The organism is Nonomuraea sp. NPDC051941 (assembly GCF_044593615.1).
The window spans coordinates 196,184-211,544 of the sequence record NZ_JBIUCF010000014.1; the positions used below are offsets into that span (position 1 = coordinate 196,184).

Annotated in this window: 18 protein-coding genes; 8 read left to right on the forward strand and 10 right to left on the reverse strand. The window is 69.0% G+C overall.

The features are described 5' to 3' along the window. Positions 1-24: 24 nt before the first annotated feature. Positions 25-816, reverse strand: coding sequence for a thioesterase family protein (locus ACIHFD_RS24460; protein WP_364251024.1), 792 nt, complete (start codon positions 814-816; stop codon positions 25-27). Between the two features lie 110 nt (positions 817-926). On the opposite strand from ACIHFD_RS24460, the gene ACIHFD_RS24465 reads away from it, so the two are divergent. Together ACIHFD_RS24465 and ACIHFD_RS24470 are read left to right on the forward strand one after the other, a co-directional pair. After that, complete coding sequence (locus ACIHFD_RS24465; RefSeq protein ID WP_397368837.1) at positions 927-1,253, forward strand: hypothetical protein; 327 nt, start codon at positions 927-929, stop codon at positions 1,251-1,253. Positions 1,254-1,431: 178 nt separating this feature from the next. Beyond that, positions 1,432-3,270 carry a hypothetical protein gene (locus ACIHFD_RS24470; RefSeq protein ID WP_397368838.1) on the forward strand — a complete coding sequence of 613 codons (1,839 nt, stop codon included), beginning with the start codon at positions 1,432-1,434 and terminating at the stop codon, positions 3,268-3,270. Between the two features lie 58 nt (positions 3,271-3,328). On the opposite strand, the gene ACIHFD_RS24475 is transcribed toward ACIHFD_RS24470, so the two are convergent. From ACIHFD_RS24475 to clpS, 5 genes are all read right to left on the reverse strand, one after another. After that, positions 3,329-4,276, reverse strand: coding sequence for a PLP-dependent cysteine synthase family protein (locus ACIHFD_RS24475; RefSeq protein ID WP_397368839.1), 948 nt, complete (start codon positions 4,274-4,276; stop codon positions 3,329-3,331). A 1-nt stretch (position 4,277) separates the two neighbouring features. Continuing rightward, the gene (locus tag ACIHFD_RS24480; protein ID WP_185071430.1) at positions 4,278-4,550 is read right to left on the reverse strand and encodes a MoaD/ThiS family protein; all 273 of its coding nucleotides are present in this window, start codon (positions 4,548-4,550) and stop codon (positions 4,278-4,280) included. A gap of 207 nt (positions 4,551-4,757) precedes the next feature. Beyond that, positions 4,758-5,168 carry a Mov34/MPN/PAD-1 family protein gene (locus tag ACIHFD_RS24485; RefSeq protein WP_397368840.1) on the reverse strand — a complete coding sequence of 137 codons (411 nt, stop codon included), beginning with the start codon at positions 5,166-5,168 and terminating at the stop codon, positions 4,758-4,760. A gap of 9 nt (positions 5,169-5,177) precedes the next feature. Then, complete coding sequence (locus ACIHFD_RS24490; protein ID WP_185071428.1) at positions 5,178-5,702, reverse strand: DUF2017 domain-containing protein; 525 nt, start codon at positions 5,700-5,702, stop codon at positions 5,178-5,180. 28 nt (positions 5,703-5,730) lie between these two features. Further along, a complete protein-coding gene (gene clpS, locus ACIHFD_RS24495) occupies positions 5,731-6,024 on the reverse strand; it encodes an ATP-dependent Clp protease adapter ClpS (protein ID WP_185071427.1) in 294 nt (97 codons plus the stop codon). A gap of 46 nt (positions 6,025-6,070) precedes the next feature. Between clpS and ACIHFD_RS24500 the strand changes: the two genes are divergently transcribed. The 3 genes from ACIHFD_RS24500 to ACIHFD_RS24510 all read left to right on the forward strand — a co-directional run bounded on the left by ACIHFD_RS24500 (position 6,071) and on the right by ACIHFD_RS24510 (position 8,631). After that, positions 6,071-7,354, forward strand: a complete 1,284-nt coding sequence (locus tag ACIHFD_RS24500) for a nicotinate phosphoribosyltransferase (RefSeq protein WP_397368841.1) — start codon at positions 6,071-6,073, stop codon at positions 7,352-7,354. A gap of 61 nt (positions 7,355-7,415) precedes the next feature. Beyond that, positions 7,416-7,985, forward strand: a complete 570-nt coding sequence (locus tag ACIHFD_RS24505; protein WP_397368842.1) for a nicotinamidase — start codon at positions 7,416-7,418, stop codon at positions 7,983-7,985. Positions 7,986-8,118: 133 nt separating this feature from the next. After that, on the forward strand, positions 8,119-8,631 hold the full coding sequence (locus ACIHFD_RS24510) for a hypothetical protein (RefSeq protein ID WP_397368843.1): 513 nt from the start codon (positions 8,119-8,121) through the stop codon (positions 8,629-8,631). Here ACIHFD_RS24510 and ACIHFD_RS24515 read toward each other — a convergent pair whose 3' ends face one another. Next, the gene (locus ACIHFD_RS24515) at positions 8,632-9,009 is read right to left on the reverse strand and encodes an STAS domain-containing protein (protein ID WP_350730101.1); all 378 of its coding nucleotides are present in this window, start codon (positions 9,007-9,009) and stop codon (positions 8,632-8,634) included. Positions 9,010-9,183: 174 nt separating this feature from the next. Beyond that, positions 9,184-9,324: a hypothetical protein gene (locus tag ACIHFD_RS24520; protein WP_357754735.1), complete on the reverse strand. Its 141-nt coding sequence runs from the start codon at positions 9,322-9,324 to the stop codon at positions 9,184-9,186. Between the two features lie 478 nt (positions 9,325-9,802). Between ACIHFD_RS24520 and ACIHFD_RS24525 the strand changes: the two genes are divergently transcribed. The 3 genes from ACIHFD_RS24525 to ACIHFD_RS24535 all read left to right on the forward strand — a co-directional run bounded on the left by ACIHFD_RS24525 (position 9,803) and on the right by ACIHFD_RS24535 (position 12,553). Further along, on the forward strand, positions 9,803-10,897 hold the full coding sequence (locus ACIHFD_RS24525) for a helix-turn-helix domain-containing protein (protein ID WP_363962824.1): 1,095 nt from the start codon (positions 9,803-9,805) through the stop codon (positions 10,895-10,897). Further along, positions 10,887-12,026 carry a hypothetical protein gene (locus tag ACIHFD_RS24530; RefSeq protein ID WP_397368844.1) on the forward strand — a complete coding sequence of 380 codons (1,140 nt, stop codon included), beginning with the start codon at positions 10,887-10,889 and terminating at the stop codon, positions 12,024-12,026. The genes ACIHFD_RS24525 and ACIHFD_RS24530 overlap by 11 nt, the downstream gene beginning before the upstream one ends. Positions 12,027-12,100: 74 nt before the next feature. Beyond that, positions 12,101-12,553, forward strand: a complete 453-nt coding sequence (locus ACIHFD_RS24535) for a GNAT family N-acetyltransferase (RefSeq protein ID WP_397368845.1) — start codon at positions 12,101-12,103, stop codon at positions 12,551-12,553. Between the two features lie 9 nt (positions 12,554-12,562). Here ACIHFD_RS24535 and ACIHFD_RS24540 read toward each other — a convergent pair whose 3' ends face one another. After that, positions 12,563-14,314, reverse strand: coding sequence for a DEAD/DEAH box helicase (locus ACIHFD_RS24540; protein WP_364266342.1), 1,752 nt, complete (start codon positions 14,312-14,314; stop codon positions 12,563-12,565). 124 nt (positions 14,315-14,438) lie between these two features. Then, on the reverse strand, positions 14,439-15,353 hold the full coding sequence (locus ACIHFD_RS24545; protein WP_397368846.1) for a hypothetical protein: 915 nt from the start codon (positions 15,351-15,353) through the stop codon (positions 14,439-14,441). Positions 15,354-15,361: the final 8 nt, after the last annotated feature.

Genomic DNA, 15,361 nt, shown 5'->3' on the forward strand with positions numbered 1-15,361 from the left:
TTGTCTTGGTCACATCCGGGCCGGTCAGCCGCGTCCGACCCGGGCGAGCTGGCGCGACTGGGCCACGAGGCGGCCCGTGGAGTCGCGTACCTCGACCTCCTCGTCGAACCAGCCGTCCGAGACCAGCCGGCCGCTGCCGAGCAGCGTGAGCCAGCCGGGGGCGGGCAGCGCCCGCAGGTGCCAGGTGAGGTCCACGGTCGGCGCCCAGCCGCGCGCGCCCGCCGAGAACACCACCGGCGGCAGCGCGTCCACGGCCAGCGCCAGCACGTACGGGTCCGGGTCCTGCGGCTCGGCCATCCTGAAGTACGCCCGCGACTCCGGCCTGCCGGAGGGCTCGCCCTTCAGCCAGCCGATCGTGGGCGGGTCGAAGAGCAGCTCCATCCGGGCGTTCAGGTTCATGCCCGACTCGGGCTTGGGGTCGGGGAGCTTGGCACAGTCCTCGATGCCGGGCATGTCATACGCCGATTTTTCGGCATAAATCGGCTCGACCTCGTGCAACGTGGCCGTCGTGATCAGCCCCTCGATGTGCGCCACGTCGTCCTGCACGAGTGTGGCCCTGGCGAACGCGGCCGTCCTGCCCGCCTTGAGCGGCTCGATCCTGATCTGCGCGGGCCCGGCGACCGGCGCCTTCAGGAACTGCGCCGTCGTGCTCACCGGATGCTCGAACGGCGAGGCGTCCACCGCCGCGCGCAGGATCACGGCCATGAGGTAGCCGCCGTTGAGGGGGCCGCCGATGGCGTATCCGGGGTCGAGGCACACGTCGTACGTGCCCTCGTCGATCCTGATCGCCTGAGTCGCCTCGTCGAACTTGGTCATCCGCGCCCGCCTCAACTCCGGAATTATGTTCTAGCGCCCGCATAGTCTATGGCATCCCCCTATCAGCGTGCCTACCTGCGAAAACATGATTCGGTTGAGAAAGTTCGATCATGGCAAGTGTCACCGAACTCCTCGGTCAGTCCGTTTGGGACTCCGACGGGATATGGGTCGGCCACGTGGTCGACATCCGCGTGATCAAGCACAGGGGCGAGCTCCAGAAGAGCCACACCGTCTACGGGCTGATCGTCTCCAGCCGCCGCGCGCCGCTGCTGCTCGGCCTCACCCGGGAGAACCAGGGCCGCGCGTCCTGGTTCTCCCGCTCGCTGTCCCGTCTGGTCTATGTGGGCTGCACATTCGTGCCGTGGTCGTGCGTGATCGACTACGGAAGCGGCGAGGTCCACATCAATGCGCTCAGAAAGGAACTCAGCAGGGTCTGAATCTCACTTCAGCACATTGCAAGCGCCCGTCTAGCAACATCAGCTAACTTCTCTGTGGTCAAAAGTCCACATTGTGAGTTGAGTGATGTCTGCGAATAATCCCCCCTACGGCCAAGATCCTGACCGGACCACGGCGTACAACTGGAACCAGGGGCAGCAGCCGGAGAACCCCCCGACGATGCCTCAGTCATCGGGACAGCCGTACCCGCCGCAGCAGCCCCACCAGCAGGGGGGCTACGGCCAGCAGGCGTCCTACGGACAGCAGCAGCAGCCGTACAACCCTCAGCAGGGGTACGGGCAGCAGCAGCCGACCTACGACGCCGGCTACGGCCAGCAGGGCTCGTACGGCCAGCAGCAGAACTGGCAGCAGGGCCAGCAGCAGGGCCAGCAGCAGAGCCAGCAGGCCCAGGGCGGCTGGCAACAGCAGCAGCCGCAGCAGGGTTGGCAGCAGGAGCAGCAGGGCTGGCAACAGCAGGGCCAGGGCTGGCAGCAGGAACAGCAGCAGCAAGGTTGGCAGAACGACCAGTACGCCCAGAGCGGCTGGCAGCAGCAGGGGCCCGAGGGGTTCGGCCCGGCGCAACCGGCCAAGAAGGGCCGCAAGACCTGGATCATCGCCGCGGCCGCCGCGCTCGCGGTGATCCTGCTCGGCGGCGGCACCGTGTGGGCCATGGGCGCCATCGGCGGCGGCGGTACGCAGCCGAACGAGGTCCTGCCCGCCAACTCGATCGCCTACGCCCGGCTCGACCTGGACCCGGCCGCGAACCAGAAGCTGGCGCTGTTCCAGATCGCCAGGAAGTTCACGGTCACCAAGGACTCCTTCACCGGCGAGGACCCGCGCAAGGCGCTCTTCGACACGATCAACTCCGACTCCGACTCCAAGGTCGACTTCGCCAAGGACGTCGACCCCTGGCTCGGCAGCAGGGTCGGCTTCGCCGCCGTGCCGTCGGGCAAGGAGGATCCCGACTTCGCGGTGGCCGTCCAGATCAAGGACGAGGCGCAGGCCAAGGCCGGCATCGCCAAGCTGATGAAGGGCGAGAAGTACGGCCTCGCCTTCCGTGACGACTACGCGCTGCTGAGCTCGACCCAGGCGCTGGCCGACAAGTTCGCGAAGTCCGAGGGCAGCCTGGCCGACAACGCCGAGTTCAACGACGACATGGGCGCGGTCGGCGAGCAGGGCGTGCTGTCGTTCTGGGCCGACATGGGCGGGCTCATGGAGGTGGCCAAGAAGGAGGTCCCGGCCGAGCAGGCCGCCCTGGTGGACCAGGTCAAGGACGCCAGGTTCGCCGGCGCGCTGCGCTTCGACAGCGCGTACGTCGAGCTCGCCGGCCTCGTGCGCGGCGCCAAGGGCATGACCCCCGAGGGTGACCTGCCCAAGGCCAACCTGGGCACGCTGCCCGCCACCACGGCGGGCGCGGTGTCGATCTCCGGCCTCGACCAGATGGTCACCAAGCAGTGGGACCAGATCCAGAAGCAGGCCGCGGCGAGCGGCGGCGCCGAGGTCAAGCAGATGCTGGAGTCGGCGCAGAGCCAGCTCGGGATTCAGCTGCCCGGCGACCTGGCCACGATCTTCGGCAAGAACTTCACGCTCGCCGTGGACAGCCAGGGCCTGGGCGGCGACCAGATCAAGGGCGGCGTGCGCATCGTCACCGACCCGGCCAAGGCGCAGGCCATCGTCGACAAGGTCCAGCAGGCGCTGACCTCCCAGGGTCAGGGCGCGCCGCAGATCGCCAAGGTCGCCGGCGACGGCGTCTTCACCGTGGCGACGTCGGACGAGTACGCCAAGCAGCTGGCCGGTGAGGGCACGCTGGGCGACTCGGAGACGTTCCAGACGGCGATCCCCAACGCGGACGACGCCAACTACGCGGTCTTCGTGGACCTGGACAAGGTGGAGAGCCTCTACCTCAAGTCCATGCAGGGCGACGACAAGGCCAACCTCCAGGTGCTGCGGGCCGTCGGGATGAGCGGCACGCAGACCGACACCGAGGCGACGTTCTCGCTGCGGGTCCTGTTCAACTGAGCGACGAACGGAACAGGCGGCCGGCCCTTTGTGGACCGGCCGCCTGTTTCCTGCTGTCTCAGGCCCAGAGCTGGCCTTCGAGGCGCTCTTCCGCCTCCTCCAGGGTGCCCTCGTAGGCGCCCGTGGACAGGTATTTCCAGCCGCCGTCGGCCACCACGAACGCGACGTCGGCGCGCTCGCCCGCCTTGACCGCCTTCTTGGCCACGCCCAGCGCCGCGTGCAGCGCCGCGCCGGTCGAGACTCCGGCGAAGATGCCCTCGGAGGCCAGCAGCTCGCGCGTGCGCCGCAGCGCGTCGGCCGAGCCCACGGAGAAGCGGGTGGTCAGCACGGACTCGTCGTAGAGCTCGGGGATGAAGCCCTCGTCCACGTTGCGCAGCCCGTAGACCAGCTCGCCGTAACGCGGCTCGGCGGCGACGATCTGCACGCCGGGCACCCGCTCGCGCAGGAACCGCCCGACGCCCATCAGCGTGCCCGTCGTGCCGAGCCCGGCCACGAAGTGGGTGACGGTGGGCAGGTCCTCGAGGATCTCCGGGCCGGTGGTCTCGTAGTGCGAGCGCCAGTTGGCCGGGTTTCCGTACTGGTAGAGCATCACCCAGGAGGGATTCTGGGCCGCCAGCTCCTTGGCCACGCGCACGGCCTCGTTGGAGCCGCCCGCCGCGGGCGAGGAGATGATCTGCGCGCCCCACATGCGCAGGAGCTGACGGCGCTCCTCCGAGGTGTTCTCGGGCATCACGCAGATCAGCTTGTAGCCCTTGAGCTTGGCCGACATGGCGAGCGAGATGCCCGTGTTACCGCTGGTGGGCTCGAGGATCGTGCAGCCGGGCGTGAGCCGGCCGTCCTTCTCGGCCTCCTGGATCATCCACAGGGCGGGCCTGTCCTTGATCGACCCGGTCGGGTTGCGGTCTTCGAGCTTGGCCCAGATCCGCACGTCGGCGGAGGGCGACAACCTCGGCAGCCCCACGAGGGGCGTGCGGCCGACCGAGTCGATCAGCGAGTCGAACCGCATGTCACCCGCCGGCGACGGCAGGCAGCACGGTCACCGTGTCGCCGTCGGACAGCGGCGTGCCCAGGCCGCCCAGGAAGCGCACGTCCTCGTCGTTCAGGTAGACGTTGACGAAGCGGCGCAGGCTGCCCGCGTCGACCAGGCGCTCCTTGATGCCGGGGTGGCGCGACTCCAGATTGCTGATCAGCTCTTCGAGGGTGGCGCCCTCGGCGTCGACGGCCTTGGCGCCGCCGGTGTAATTACGCAGGATGGTCGGAATGCGAACCTCGATGGCCATCGCGCTCAGTCTCCTCAGATCAGGTCGTCGTCCCATCGGCAGCAACGCCGATGGCTACATGCGGATTCCGCGGGATCTTCCGGTAAGAAACCTGCTCGTCAGGGCTGCCGCCTTAGCGGCAGTGGAGCTGCAGGTCTCGCATGCGACAGTCGTAGACGACGACGGCAGGAGTATGCGCGAAGAGGAAACTCTGCACCGGCCTGACCATCATGGGAGAAACCTTACCTCTTCCTCGGTAATCACTCCGTCGAGGATCCGGTACGAGCGGAACTCCACCTTGTCCTCGTCGTCCTCGTCCCGCGTGGAGACCAGGACGTAGTGGGCGTCCGGCTCGGAGGCATAGGAGACGTCGGTGCGCGACGGGTACGCCTCGGTGGCCGTGTGGGAGTGGTAGATCACGACGGGCTCCTCGTCGCGGTCGTCCATCTCACGCCAGACGCGCAGCTGCTCCATGGAGTCGAAGCGGTAGAAGGTGGGCGAGCGTTCGGCGTTCTCCATCGGGACGAACCGCTCGGGGACACCGTTCCTGCCGGCGATCACCCCGCACGCCTCGTCGGGGTGGTCGGCACGGGCATGGGCGACGATCTTGTCCACCAGTTCCTGCGAGATCGACAGCATGCCCGGAAGTTACCAGAGCGCCCGGACCAGGCTGTCCTGGAGGTAGGTCAGCCAGTCGTAGGTGAGGTAGGCCGGGTAGCGGGGGTCGTCCTCGGACATCACGGCGATCTCGTCGTGGACCTCCTCGGTCACGTCGAGCTTGGTGCCGAGCGTCAGGCGCACGTCGTTGAGCGAGCGCAGCCAGGCCTGGGCCTGCTCGGGCGTGAGCTCCGCGCGGCCCGACCTGGCGGTGTCGAAGACGGTCTGCGCGTCGGCCCGCTTGCCGTCGCGCAGGGTGGCCTCGGTGTAGCGGCGGAACTCCGCCGAATCCTTCTCGTCCTCGTACGCCGACGGGAACAGCCTGGCCAGCACCGGGTCGGTCGGCGCCTCTCCCCCGCCGATGCCCAGCGCCCGCTCCAGCGGGTCGTCGCTGGTCCGCCCCGGCTCCACGATGCCCAGCATCATCGACACGAGCGAGCGCAGGAGGGAGACCTCCGCGGCCTCGAACTCCGCGACGACGACGCCGCCCTTGCCCGACGAAAACCCCGATGTCACGCGTGCCGCCTCACTGACCTCATGTGCCTCACTTGACCGAGTCCGGCTGGACCGTCGCCCACAGGCCGTAGGAGTGGAGAATCTGCACATCGCGTTCCATCTCTTCCCGCGTGCCACTGGACACGACGGCCTTGCCCTTGTGGTGTACGTCCAGCATGAGTTTTTCGGCCTTCTCTCTCGTGTAGCCGAAGACCGATTGGAAGACATAGGTCACGTAGGACATGAGGTTGACCGGGTCGTTCCAGACGATGGTCACCCATGGCAGATCGGGCCGGACGTCCGATGACGGACGCTCAACGGCGATTGGAGCGGTGCTACCCACATCCCCGAGTCTGCCCTATCTGGGCCGTAGTCTTCGAGTCGTGACAATGACCATGAGCACTGCGTTGCTCACAGATCACTATGAGCTGACGATGCTGCAGGCGGCGCTCCGGAGCGGAGCGGCGCACAGGCGCGCCGTTTTCGAGGTGTTCGCCAGACATCTGCCGGGTGGCAGGCGCTACGGGGTTGTCGCCGGGACCGGACGTGTCCTGGACGAGCTAGAACGCTTCCGTTTCAGTGAGGAAGAACTCACCTATTTGCGGAAGAGGCAGGTCGTCGACGACGACACTCTGGCGTTTCTCGCCGATTACCGGTTTTCCGGGAACGTCTACGGCTACCGCGAGGGCGACCTCTACTTCCCCGCCTCCCCGATCATGATCGTGGAGGGGACCTTCGCGGAGGCCGTGCTGCTCGAGACCCTCACCTTGTCGATCCTGAACCACGACTGCGCCATCGCCTCAGCGGCCTCCCGCATGACCAACGCCGCGGGCAAGCGGCCGATCATCGAGATGGGCTCGCGCCGCACCCACGAGGCCGCCGCCGTGGCCGCCGCCCGGGCCGCGTACATCGCCGGTTTCGCCTCCACCTCCAACCTCATGGCCGGGTACGCCTACGGCGTGCCCACGGCCGGCACGGCGGCGCACGCGTTCACGTTGCTGCACGACTCGGAGAAGGACGCGTTCGAGGCCCAGATCGCCTCGCTCGGCCGCAAGACGACGCTGCTGGTGGACACGTACGACGTGGCCGAGGCGGTGCGCACGGCCGTGGAGCTGGCGGGGCCGGAGCTGGGCGCGGTCCGCATCGACTCCGGCGACCTGGCCGCCGCCGCGCAGGAGGTGCGCGAGCAGCTCGACGCGCTCGGGGCCTTCGAGACCCGCATCCTGGTCACCTCCGACCTGGACGAGTACGCCATCGCCGCGCTCGCCGCCGCCCCCGTCGACGGTTACGGCGTCGGCACGTCCCTGGTGACCGGGTCCGGCGTCCCCACGGCGGCCCTGGTGTACAAGCTGGTGGCGAGGGAGACGGCCACGGGCAAGCTGGAGGCCGTGGCCAAGCGCTCGGTGGGCAAGCCGTCGCGCGGGGGCCGCAAGCAGGCGTACCGGCTCCTGGACGACGTGGGCAACGTGGAGACCGAGCTGATCACCACCGGCGGTCTGGCCCCGGAAGGCGGCGTCCCCTTGCTGCACGAGCTGGTGCGCGACGGGCAGGTCGTGGGCAGGGAGCCCCTGCCCGCCGCCCGCGAGCGCCACGCCGCCGCCGTCGCCACCCTCCCCCAGGAGGCCCTGCACCTCGGCAGGGGGTACGCGGCCATCCCCACGGAGTTCGCCTGACCCTCCCCGCGGCAGCGGGGCGACGGGCCGGACGGCGGGCCCTGTTATTAGAGTGCTGAATATGGGGACCGCACTGATCATCGTCGATGTGCAGAACGACTTCTGCGAGGGCGGCAGCCTGCCCGTGGCCGGCGGCTCGGAGGTGGCGGCGGCGATCACTCGCCACATGGCCGAACACGGCTATGACCACGTGGTGGCGACCCGCGACTACCACATCTCGCCCGGCGACCACTTCGCCGAATCGCCCGACTACGTCTCCAGGTGGCCGGCGCACTGCGTGGCCGGGACCCCGGGAGCCGACTTCCACCCGTCGTTCGACGTGGCGGAGGTGGAGGAGGTGTTCAGCAAGGGCGCCTACGCCGCCGCGTACAGCGGTTTCGAGGGCCTTTCGAGCGACGGGGTCCCGCTGGCCGAGTGGCTCGGGCAGCGCGGGGTGCACGAGGTGGACGTGGTCGGGATCGCCACGGACCACTGCGTGCGCGCGACGGCGCTCGACGCGGTCAAGCACGGGCTGGCGGTGCGGGTGCTGCTGGACCTGACGGCCGGCGTGGCCCCGACGACCACGGAGGCGGCGCTGGCGGAGCTGAAGGACGCGGGCGCCACCCTCCGGGGGGCGCCCGTTCTGGGGTGACCGGGATCACCATTGATCACGAGGCGTATGCGGTAGGCAACGCTGCGTTCATGTGATATTCAAGAGGACGAACCCCCTCCGGAGCCGTAGTAATACGGAGAGTCACAAACTCCTTTTCGCGGGAGGTAGATTCATGCTGGCCATCTCCCTGGGTGCGGCCTGGCTCGTCCTCGGTCCTCTCTGCCTGTGGCTGCTCGTCCGGGGGAGCGCCGGCGAGCGGGTGGCCGCGGTCGTCACGCTGGCGCTGCTGGAAGGCGGGACGATCGCGATGGGCGCCGAAGAGCGGCCCGCCCCCGCCCCTCCGGCGATCGTGGCCAACCTCGTGGCCTCCTGCCAGGAGCGCGTCCCGGTCCCCCATGCGGCGAAGGTGGCCCACGAGATCGTGCTGACCTGGGCGGCGGCGCCGCAGGAGTGCGGGGCGGCCGAGGTCGTGGTCCGGGCCGAGGGGCGCAGACTGCGTCTATGGCTGTACGAGGGGCCCAACGTCGGCAGCCACCCGGCCGCGCTCACGGGCCACCACCAGCGCGTGTTCACGCTGCCGGTGCGCGTCGAGAGCGGCCGGGCCGCGCTGAAGCTTCCCCTGCGGGAGAAGCCGGATTACGTCCTGACCGATGGCCGCACCGGGCGGCGCATCCCCCAGACGTAGTCAGGGCTTGGCCACGGCGAGCCGCAGCGCGTCGTCGAGCCGGGCGAAGACCTCGAACGCGTGCCGCAGCCCGGTGATCGACAGCACCCTGGCCATGACCCCCTGAACCCCACCGAGCAGCAGCCGGGTCCCTCTGGACTCGCACCGCTGCATGACGCCGACGAGCTCGTTCATCCCCATGGAGTCGCAGAACGAGAGCTCGCCCAGGTCCAGGATCAGGAAGGGCTTGGGAGGAAGGGCCCAGACGGGTTCGAGGTGCTCGCGCAGCACCTGCAGGACGTTGACGTCGAGCTCGCCCTCGAGCTTGAGGATGACGGCGTTTCGCGAGAGGCCGGAAGTCACGGTCAGCATCGGCTTTCTGGTGACCTCAGACGACATGGGCAAAGTCCTTCTGCGTATCCCGAGACAAGCCAAGAGTGGTTGTTGCCTCTTCCGTCGAGTTTCTAACAGATGAGCGCCGCTCTGTGGCCAAACGCACAGAGTCACCCATCGTCACACGCGACCGGCACGCGCGCAGCGCCGGGGGGCGGAGCGCCGCGCGCGACGGCTCCCTCAGGCTGTCCCGAAGGTGATCACGTAGGCGGCGAGCAGCACGGACAGGACGATCACCAGGACGCCCGTGCCACTGATCACCATGACGACGTTCGCCCGCTTCACCGTCCAGCGGATGGCCGCCGCTGCCAGTGTGATCAAGGTCGTCAGGAGGAAGAGGGTCAAGGCTCTGGTATCGGTTGATGTTGGTATTGCCACCGAGAGGTGGAGGACTAGTGTGGTCATGAAGGTTTTCCCTGGTGCGGAGACGCGCTCTGACAGAAACCTCGCTCGCGGGCACCTCCGCCGATGATTGGGCTCGTCGCGGGGGTGTTCCGCTGTCTTTCTGCATGGGGATGCCGCTCCTGCCGGGTGTGGCTCATCGGACCCTCGCCACGAACCACCTCCACCCATATTCAGCTAACTTCAGTGAATCTTCTCCAATTAGAGGTTTACCCCGACTGAACCGCCCTATTCGTACACGGCGGTGACAGCTGAATGGTTAGACTGATGGCTCTTGTGCTCACCCGTTTGTGCACGTTGGCTGTTCTGTTAGGCCTTAGCTGCGGATTCTTCATCGATTCCGCCGCCAGGTTGATGTTCACTAGAGATTACTGAAGTTCACACCAATGGGGCTGGCATGAGCGGCGTCAATTCCGCGCTGGCGCGCCGACTGCGCGAGCTGCGCGAAAGCCACTGGCCTGACCGGCGCGTCACCCAGGCACAGCTGCGCGAGGCGTTCCAGGTCAGCGTCGCGCTGATCTCGTCGTGGGAGTCGGCTCATGCGAGCAAGATCCCGCCTTTACACCGGCTGGAGAAGTACGCCGCGTTCTTCGCGACCAAGCGATCGATCTCCAACGGGACGGCACGCGTGCTCCCCGTGTCCGACCTGACGGCGGGCGAGCTCGAGGACCACCGCCACCTGCTCGCCGAGCTGGACCGGCTGCGCCAGGCCGCACTGAAGTCCCAGGCATCGGGTGAGAACGCCGAGCCGGCGGCGCGGGACGCGCTCCAGGCCGGCCCCTGGCACTTCCGCGACGGGGAGCCGATCACGGTCATCTGCTCGCAGGTCCCGGAGGAGGACCGGACCAAGATCCCGTACGCGGACCCGTCGAGCCCCGACTACATCGAGCTGTACAAGTACTCCGACCTCGACTCCCTCTTCGAGCTGTGGGGCCATCTCCGGGCCGCTAATCCGCGCAGCCCGGTGAAGCTGGTCTCCACCGAGGATCTGCGTTCCGACGACCTGACGACGCACGTGGTGCTCCTGGGCGGCGTCGACTACAACGCGGTGACCGGGGCGGTGCTCGCGCAAGCAGAACTCCCGGTGCGGCAGGTGCCCGACTGGGAGGGGGAAAAGGGTCCGTATTTCGAGGTCATCGAGGGGGGCGACACGCGCCGGCACTACACCGTCACCGCCGGGTCCGGCGATAATCTGCAACTCCTTGAGGACGTCGGGTTCTTCTACCGCGGCGTCAATCCCGACAATGTCGAGCGCACGTTGACCATTTGCAATGGGATGTACGGCAGAGGCGTCTACGGTGCGGTGCGGGCCCTGACCGACGAGCGATTCCGCGACCGCAACGCCGTCTATCTGCGGGCACGTTTCGGCACCGCCGCGGCCTACAGCATTCTCACGCGCGTCAGGATCAGGGACCGCGTGGTCGTCACTCCTGATTGGACCCTGAACACGTTCCGGCTGCATGAGTGGTCGGAGCCCTCTCGTGGGGACTGAGGTCGGATCGGAGCATCACCACGGCTCCCACCGGGATCTGATCGAGGTCTACCCGCGAGTCGCGAAGTCCGGCCGCGTCGACGCCATCGTCGTGCCGACCATCAGGCATCCGGTCTGGCTGAGCCACGCGATCCGGCTGGCGATCGCCCTGGACTGCCCCCTCGTGACCCTGCACAGCAAGTGGAGCAAACCGGACCTCCTCCTGATGCCGGCCGGCCTGCAGTTCATCTCCGTGGACATCGACAACGTGGCCCGGCTCAACCTGCCGGACTTCGCGACCACGGCCCTGCTGAAGGGCACGCCGTTCGCCCGCGCGACCGACCTCAGCGCCAAGCGGAACACGGGGCTGCTGCTGGCCCGCCTGATGGGCTGGCGGCGCATCGTCTTCCTGGACGACGACATCGAGGTCGGCGGGCACGAGGAGGTCGCGCACGCGGCCGCCCTGCTCGACTCGTACGACGCCGTGGGCATGCACATCGGCGGCTACCCGGACAACTCGGTGGTGTGCCACGCCCACCGGCTGACCGGCGGGCATCAGGAGTCGTTCGTGGGCGGCGGCGCCCTGGCCGTCGAGACGACCCGCGGCCCCTCGTTCTTCCCGAACATCTACAACGAGGACTGGTTCTACCTGCTGGGCGAGAAGTCGGTGCGCCCGCTCGCGGTCACGGGCATGGTCAAGCAGCGCCCGTACGACCCTTTCGACCGCCCCATGCGCGCGCGGGACCAGGAGCTCGGCGACGTGCTGGCCGAGGGCGTCTACTGGCTGCTCGACGGGGGCGAGGGCACGGGCTGGCAGGCCGCCGCCGATCCGGCGTACTGGGTCGGCGCCCTCGCCAGGCGCGGCGACTTCGTCAAGGACGTGCTGCGCCGCGTCAGGGAGCTCCCGCCGGACGCGACGACGAGCCGCCGGGCCATGGAGGAGTCCCTGCTGGCCGCGCTGGGCCGCCTCAACCGCATCACGCCGCAGTTCTGCGTCAACTACCTGGAGGCGTGGGCGGCGGACCGCGACCAGTGGGCCGATCACTTCGCCAGGATCCCGCAACTCGGGCCGAGCGTGGCCGATGCCATGAAATGGCTGGTCAGACCTGGTGCACCACTATTGCGCCAGTGGACCTCATTTGATTCATAAGTGGGCGAACCGGGAATCTGTCGTCCGTGGGGCCACGTGATATCCGTCAGGCCGTCCATACGGACCTCCCTGCGATGGTCGACTCGCTCGGGCAGGAGGGCTACTTCACCGACCGGCTCGCCAGGCAGGACTCCGGTCACGGGGCCCTGCTCGTCGCCTGGGAGCGCGGGACGGCGGTCGGCGACGTCTACATGTGGCTGGGGCCCGCGGAGGAGCCCGAGCTGCGTACCCATTTACCGGGCGTGGCGCTGCTCACGCACCTGGAGGTCGTGCCCTGGATGCGCAACCGGGGCATCGGCACCGCGCTGCTCTGGGCCGCCGAGGAGCGGCTCCTGGCCGACGGCCACGACCAGGTCGCCCTCGGCGTGGGCCTGGACAACCCCGACGCCCTGAGGTTGTACCAGCGCCGCGGCTACGCCGAATGGCCGCACGGCGAGGTGGCGACGACCGACGTCGTCTACCACCCGAACGGCGGGCTCGAGCTCCGGCCCGAGCTGTGCCGCATCCTCGTCAGAAAGCTCGGCTGAGCGCGCCGGCTAGCGGCGCTGGGTGGCCCAGCGGCGGATGGTGTCGATCCGCTCCTGGATCTGCTCCGCCGTCGCCTGCGCGATCGGCGGCCCGCCGCACGAGCGGCGCAGGTCCGAGTGGATGACCCCGTGCGGCTGACCCGTGCGGTGGTTCCAGGCGCCCACCAGGCCGTTGAGCTCGCGCCGCAGGTCCGCGATCTGCTCGTGCGGCGCCAGCGTCTCGCGCGGCTGCTCCTCCTCCTGCTTGCGCCTGGCCGCCTGCTGGTCGGACTGCCGCTTGCGCAGCAGCGTCGCCACCTGGTCGGGCTCCAGCAGCCCGGGCAGGCCCAGGAAGTCCTCTTCCTCCGCCGAACCGACCGCCGCGCCCGTGCCGAACTCGCCGCCGTCGAACAGCACCCGGTCGAACGTGGCCGACGTCTCCATCGTCTCGAACGGGAGCTCGTCACCCAGGACGTCGGGATTGTCCTTCTGGCGGTTGGCCTGCTCCAGGAGGCTGTCGTCGAGCCCGTCCTCGGGAGGCCGCTTGTTGAGCACGTGGTCGCGCTCGACCTCCATCTCGTTGGCCAGCCCCATGAGCGTGGGCACCGAGGGGAGGAAGACCGAGGCGGTCTCGCCGCGCTTGCGGGCCCGCACGAAGCGGCCCACGGCCTGGGCGAAGAAGAGCGGGGTGGAGGTGGAGGTGGCGTAGACGCCCACGCACAGGCGGGGGATGTCGACGCCCTCCGACACCATGCGCACGGCCACCAGCCAGCGGTCCGGCGAGGCCGTGAACTGCTTGATCTTCTTCGACGCGCCGGGGTCGTCGGAGAGGACCACGGTGGCGCCCTCGCCGGTGATGTTGCGCAGGTGGCGGGCGTAGGCCCGGGCCGTCTCGTGGTCGGTGGCGATGACCAGGCCGCCCGCGTCGGGCACGCCCCTGCGCACCTCGGTGAGCCGCCGGTCGGCGGCCTGCATGACCTGGCGGATCCAGTCGCCCTTCGGGTCGAGCGCGGCCCGCCACGCCTGCGAGAGCTGGTCCTTGGTGAGCGGTGTGCCGAGCGTCGCGGCGATCTCGTCGCCCGCCCGCGTGCGCCACTTCATCTCGCCGGAATAGGCCAGGAAGATGACCGGGCGCACGACGCCGTCGTCGAGCGCGGGGCCGTAGCCGTAGGAGTAGTCGGCGACGCTGCGCTTGAGGCCCTCGGCGTCCTCCTCGTAGCCGACGAACGGGATCGGGTTGTCGTCGGACCTGAACGGCGTGCCGGTGAGCTGGAGGCGGCGCGTGGCGGGCTCGAACGCCTCGCTCACGCCGTCGCCCCACGACTTGGCGTCGCCCGCGTGGTGGATCTCGTCGAAGATCACCAGCGTCTTGCGCGCCTCCGTGCGCGCCCTGTGCAGCGCGGGGTGCATGGCGACCTGCGCGTACGTCACCGCCACCCCGGTGTAGTCGCGCGAGGTCGTGCCCTGGCTGTTCTTGAACTCGGGGTCGATGCCGATGCCGACCCGCGCGGCGGCGTCGGCCCACTGCCGCTTGAGGTGCTCGGTGGGCGTGACGATCGTGATCGACCTGATCACGCCGTTGGCGAGCAGCTCGCTGGCGATGCGCAGGGCGTAGGTCGTCTTGCCCGCGCCCGGAGTCGCCACGGTGAGGAAGTCACGCGGCTCGCGCCTGAAGTAGAGGTCGAACGCCTCCTGCTGCCACGCGCGGAGCTTGGGGGCGGTGCCCCATGCTGCTCGGTCGGGATAGGAAGGCGAAAGGTGGGACGCGGCGAAGGTGCTCACCGCATCACCTCTGGGGTTAGTGTGCTTCGCTCTCTCACAGTGACCCGATAGTAATCGGGCCGACCGACAAGACGTGCCGTGAGTTGAGGATTCTGGCCAAGCTCTTCCCCGCGTGCTATGCGGGTCATTTGATCTTCGTCATGACCGTGTCGAGGGCCTGTCTGCGTGCGGTTTCCTCGGGTTGGAGCAGCCCGAGGAGCATGACCGCGGAGCCCGCGCGAGTGAGAAGCGTCACTCTCAGGAAGGCCGGCCGGTTGGCCACATCCTGATATTCCGCCCGCAGCGCCCGGGTGTGTCCTCCGGGGAGCTCCTTGTCCTCGACGACGGTCACCCGGTCTCCTTTGAGCAGCAGCCGGGAGTAGAGCTCCGCCGCCTCCGCCGTGGCCTTCTTGGCGTCCGCCACGGCCCCTGTGACCGGCCTGGCCATGACGAGCCCGCCGCCGCCGTCCCTGGCCACGGAGGTGAATCCCGTCACGGGCGGCACCGGCGCCTGGCTCCACCCCTGTGGCAGCGCCACCGACACCTTGGCCAGGGAGTCGCTCAGCTGCCCGCTCTCCGCCGAAGGCGCGGTGATCCGCAGCACCACGACGGTCGCCCCCACCACCAGGCCCACGCCTGCCAGCAGGGCCACCGACACGACCGCCCAGCGCCGCAGCGTCCTCCCGGACACGCCCGTGCGCCGCCCGGGGTCCGCCGGAGAGCCGTAGAGGCGCGCGGACGGGGGAAGCGACTCCCAGGGCTCGAACTCGCGGTCCAGGCCGTACGAGGCCGTCCTGCGGATCTGCGGGTTCCACGGCTCCTCGGGCCCGAGGTCCAGCGGGTCGGGCTCGCCGCGGACCGGCTCAGGACCGCTGGACCGGGCATGCCGCCGTACCGGCTCCGGGTCGGGGTCCGGCACGGCCTCAAGAGGGCCCGTGCGCCCCCGCCGCGGCTCCTCCGCGTGGGGCGCGCCCCACGCGTACCGCGGAGGAGTACGGCGATGCCTGGGAGCGGGCTGAGGCGGCCAGACCCGGCGGTCGTCCTCGGTGTCATCCTCCATGGCACCTC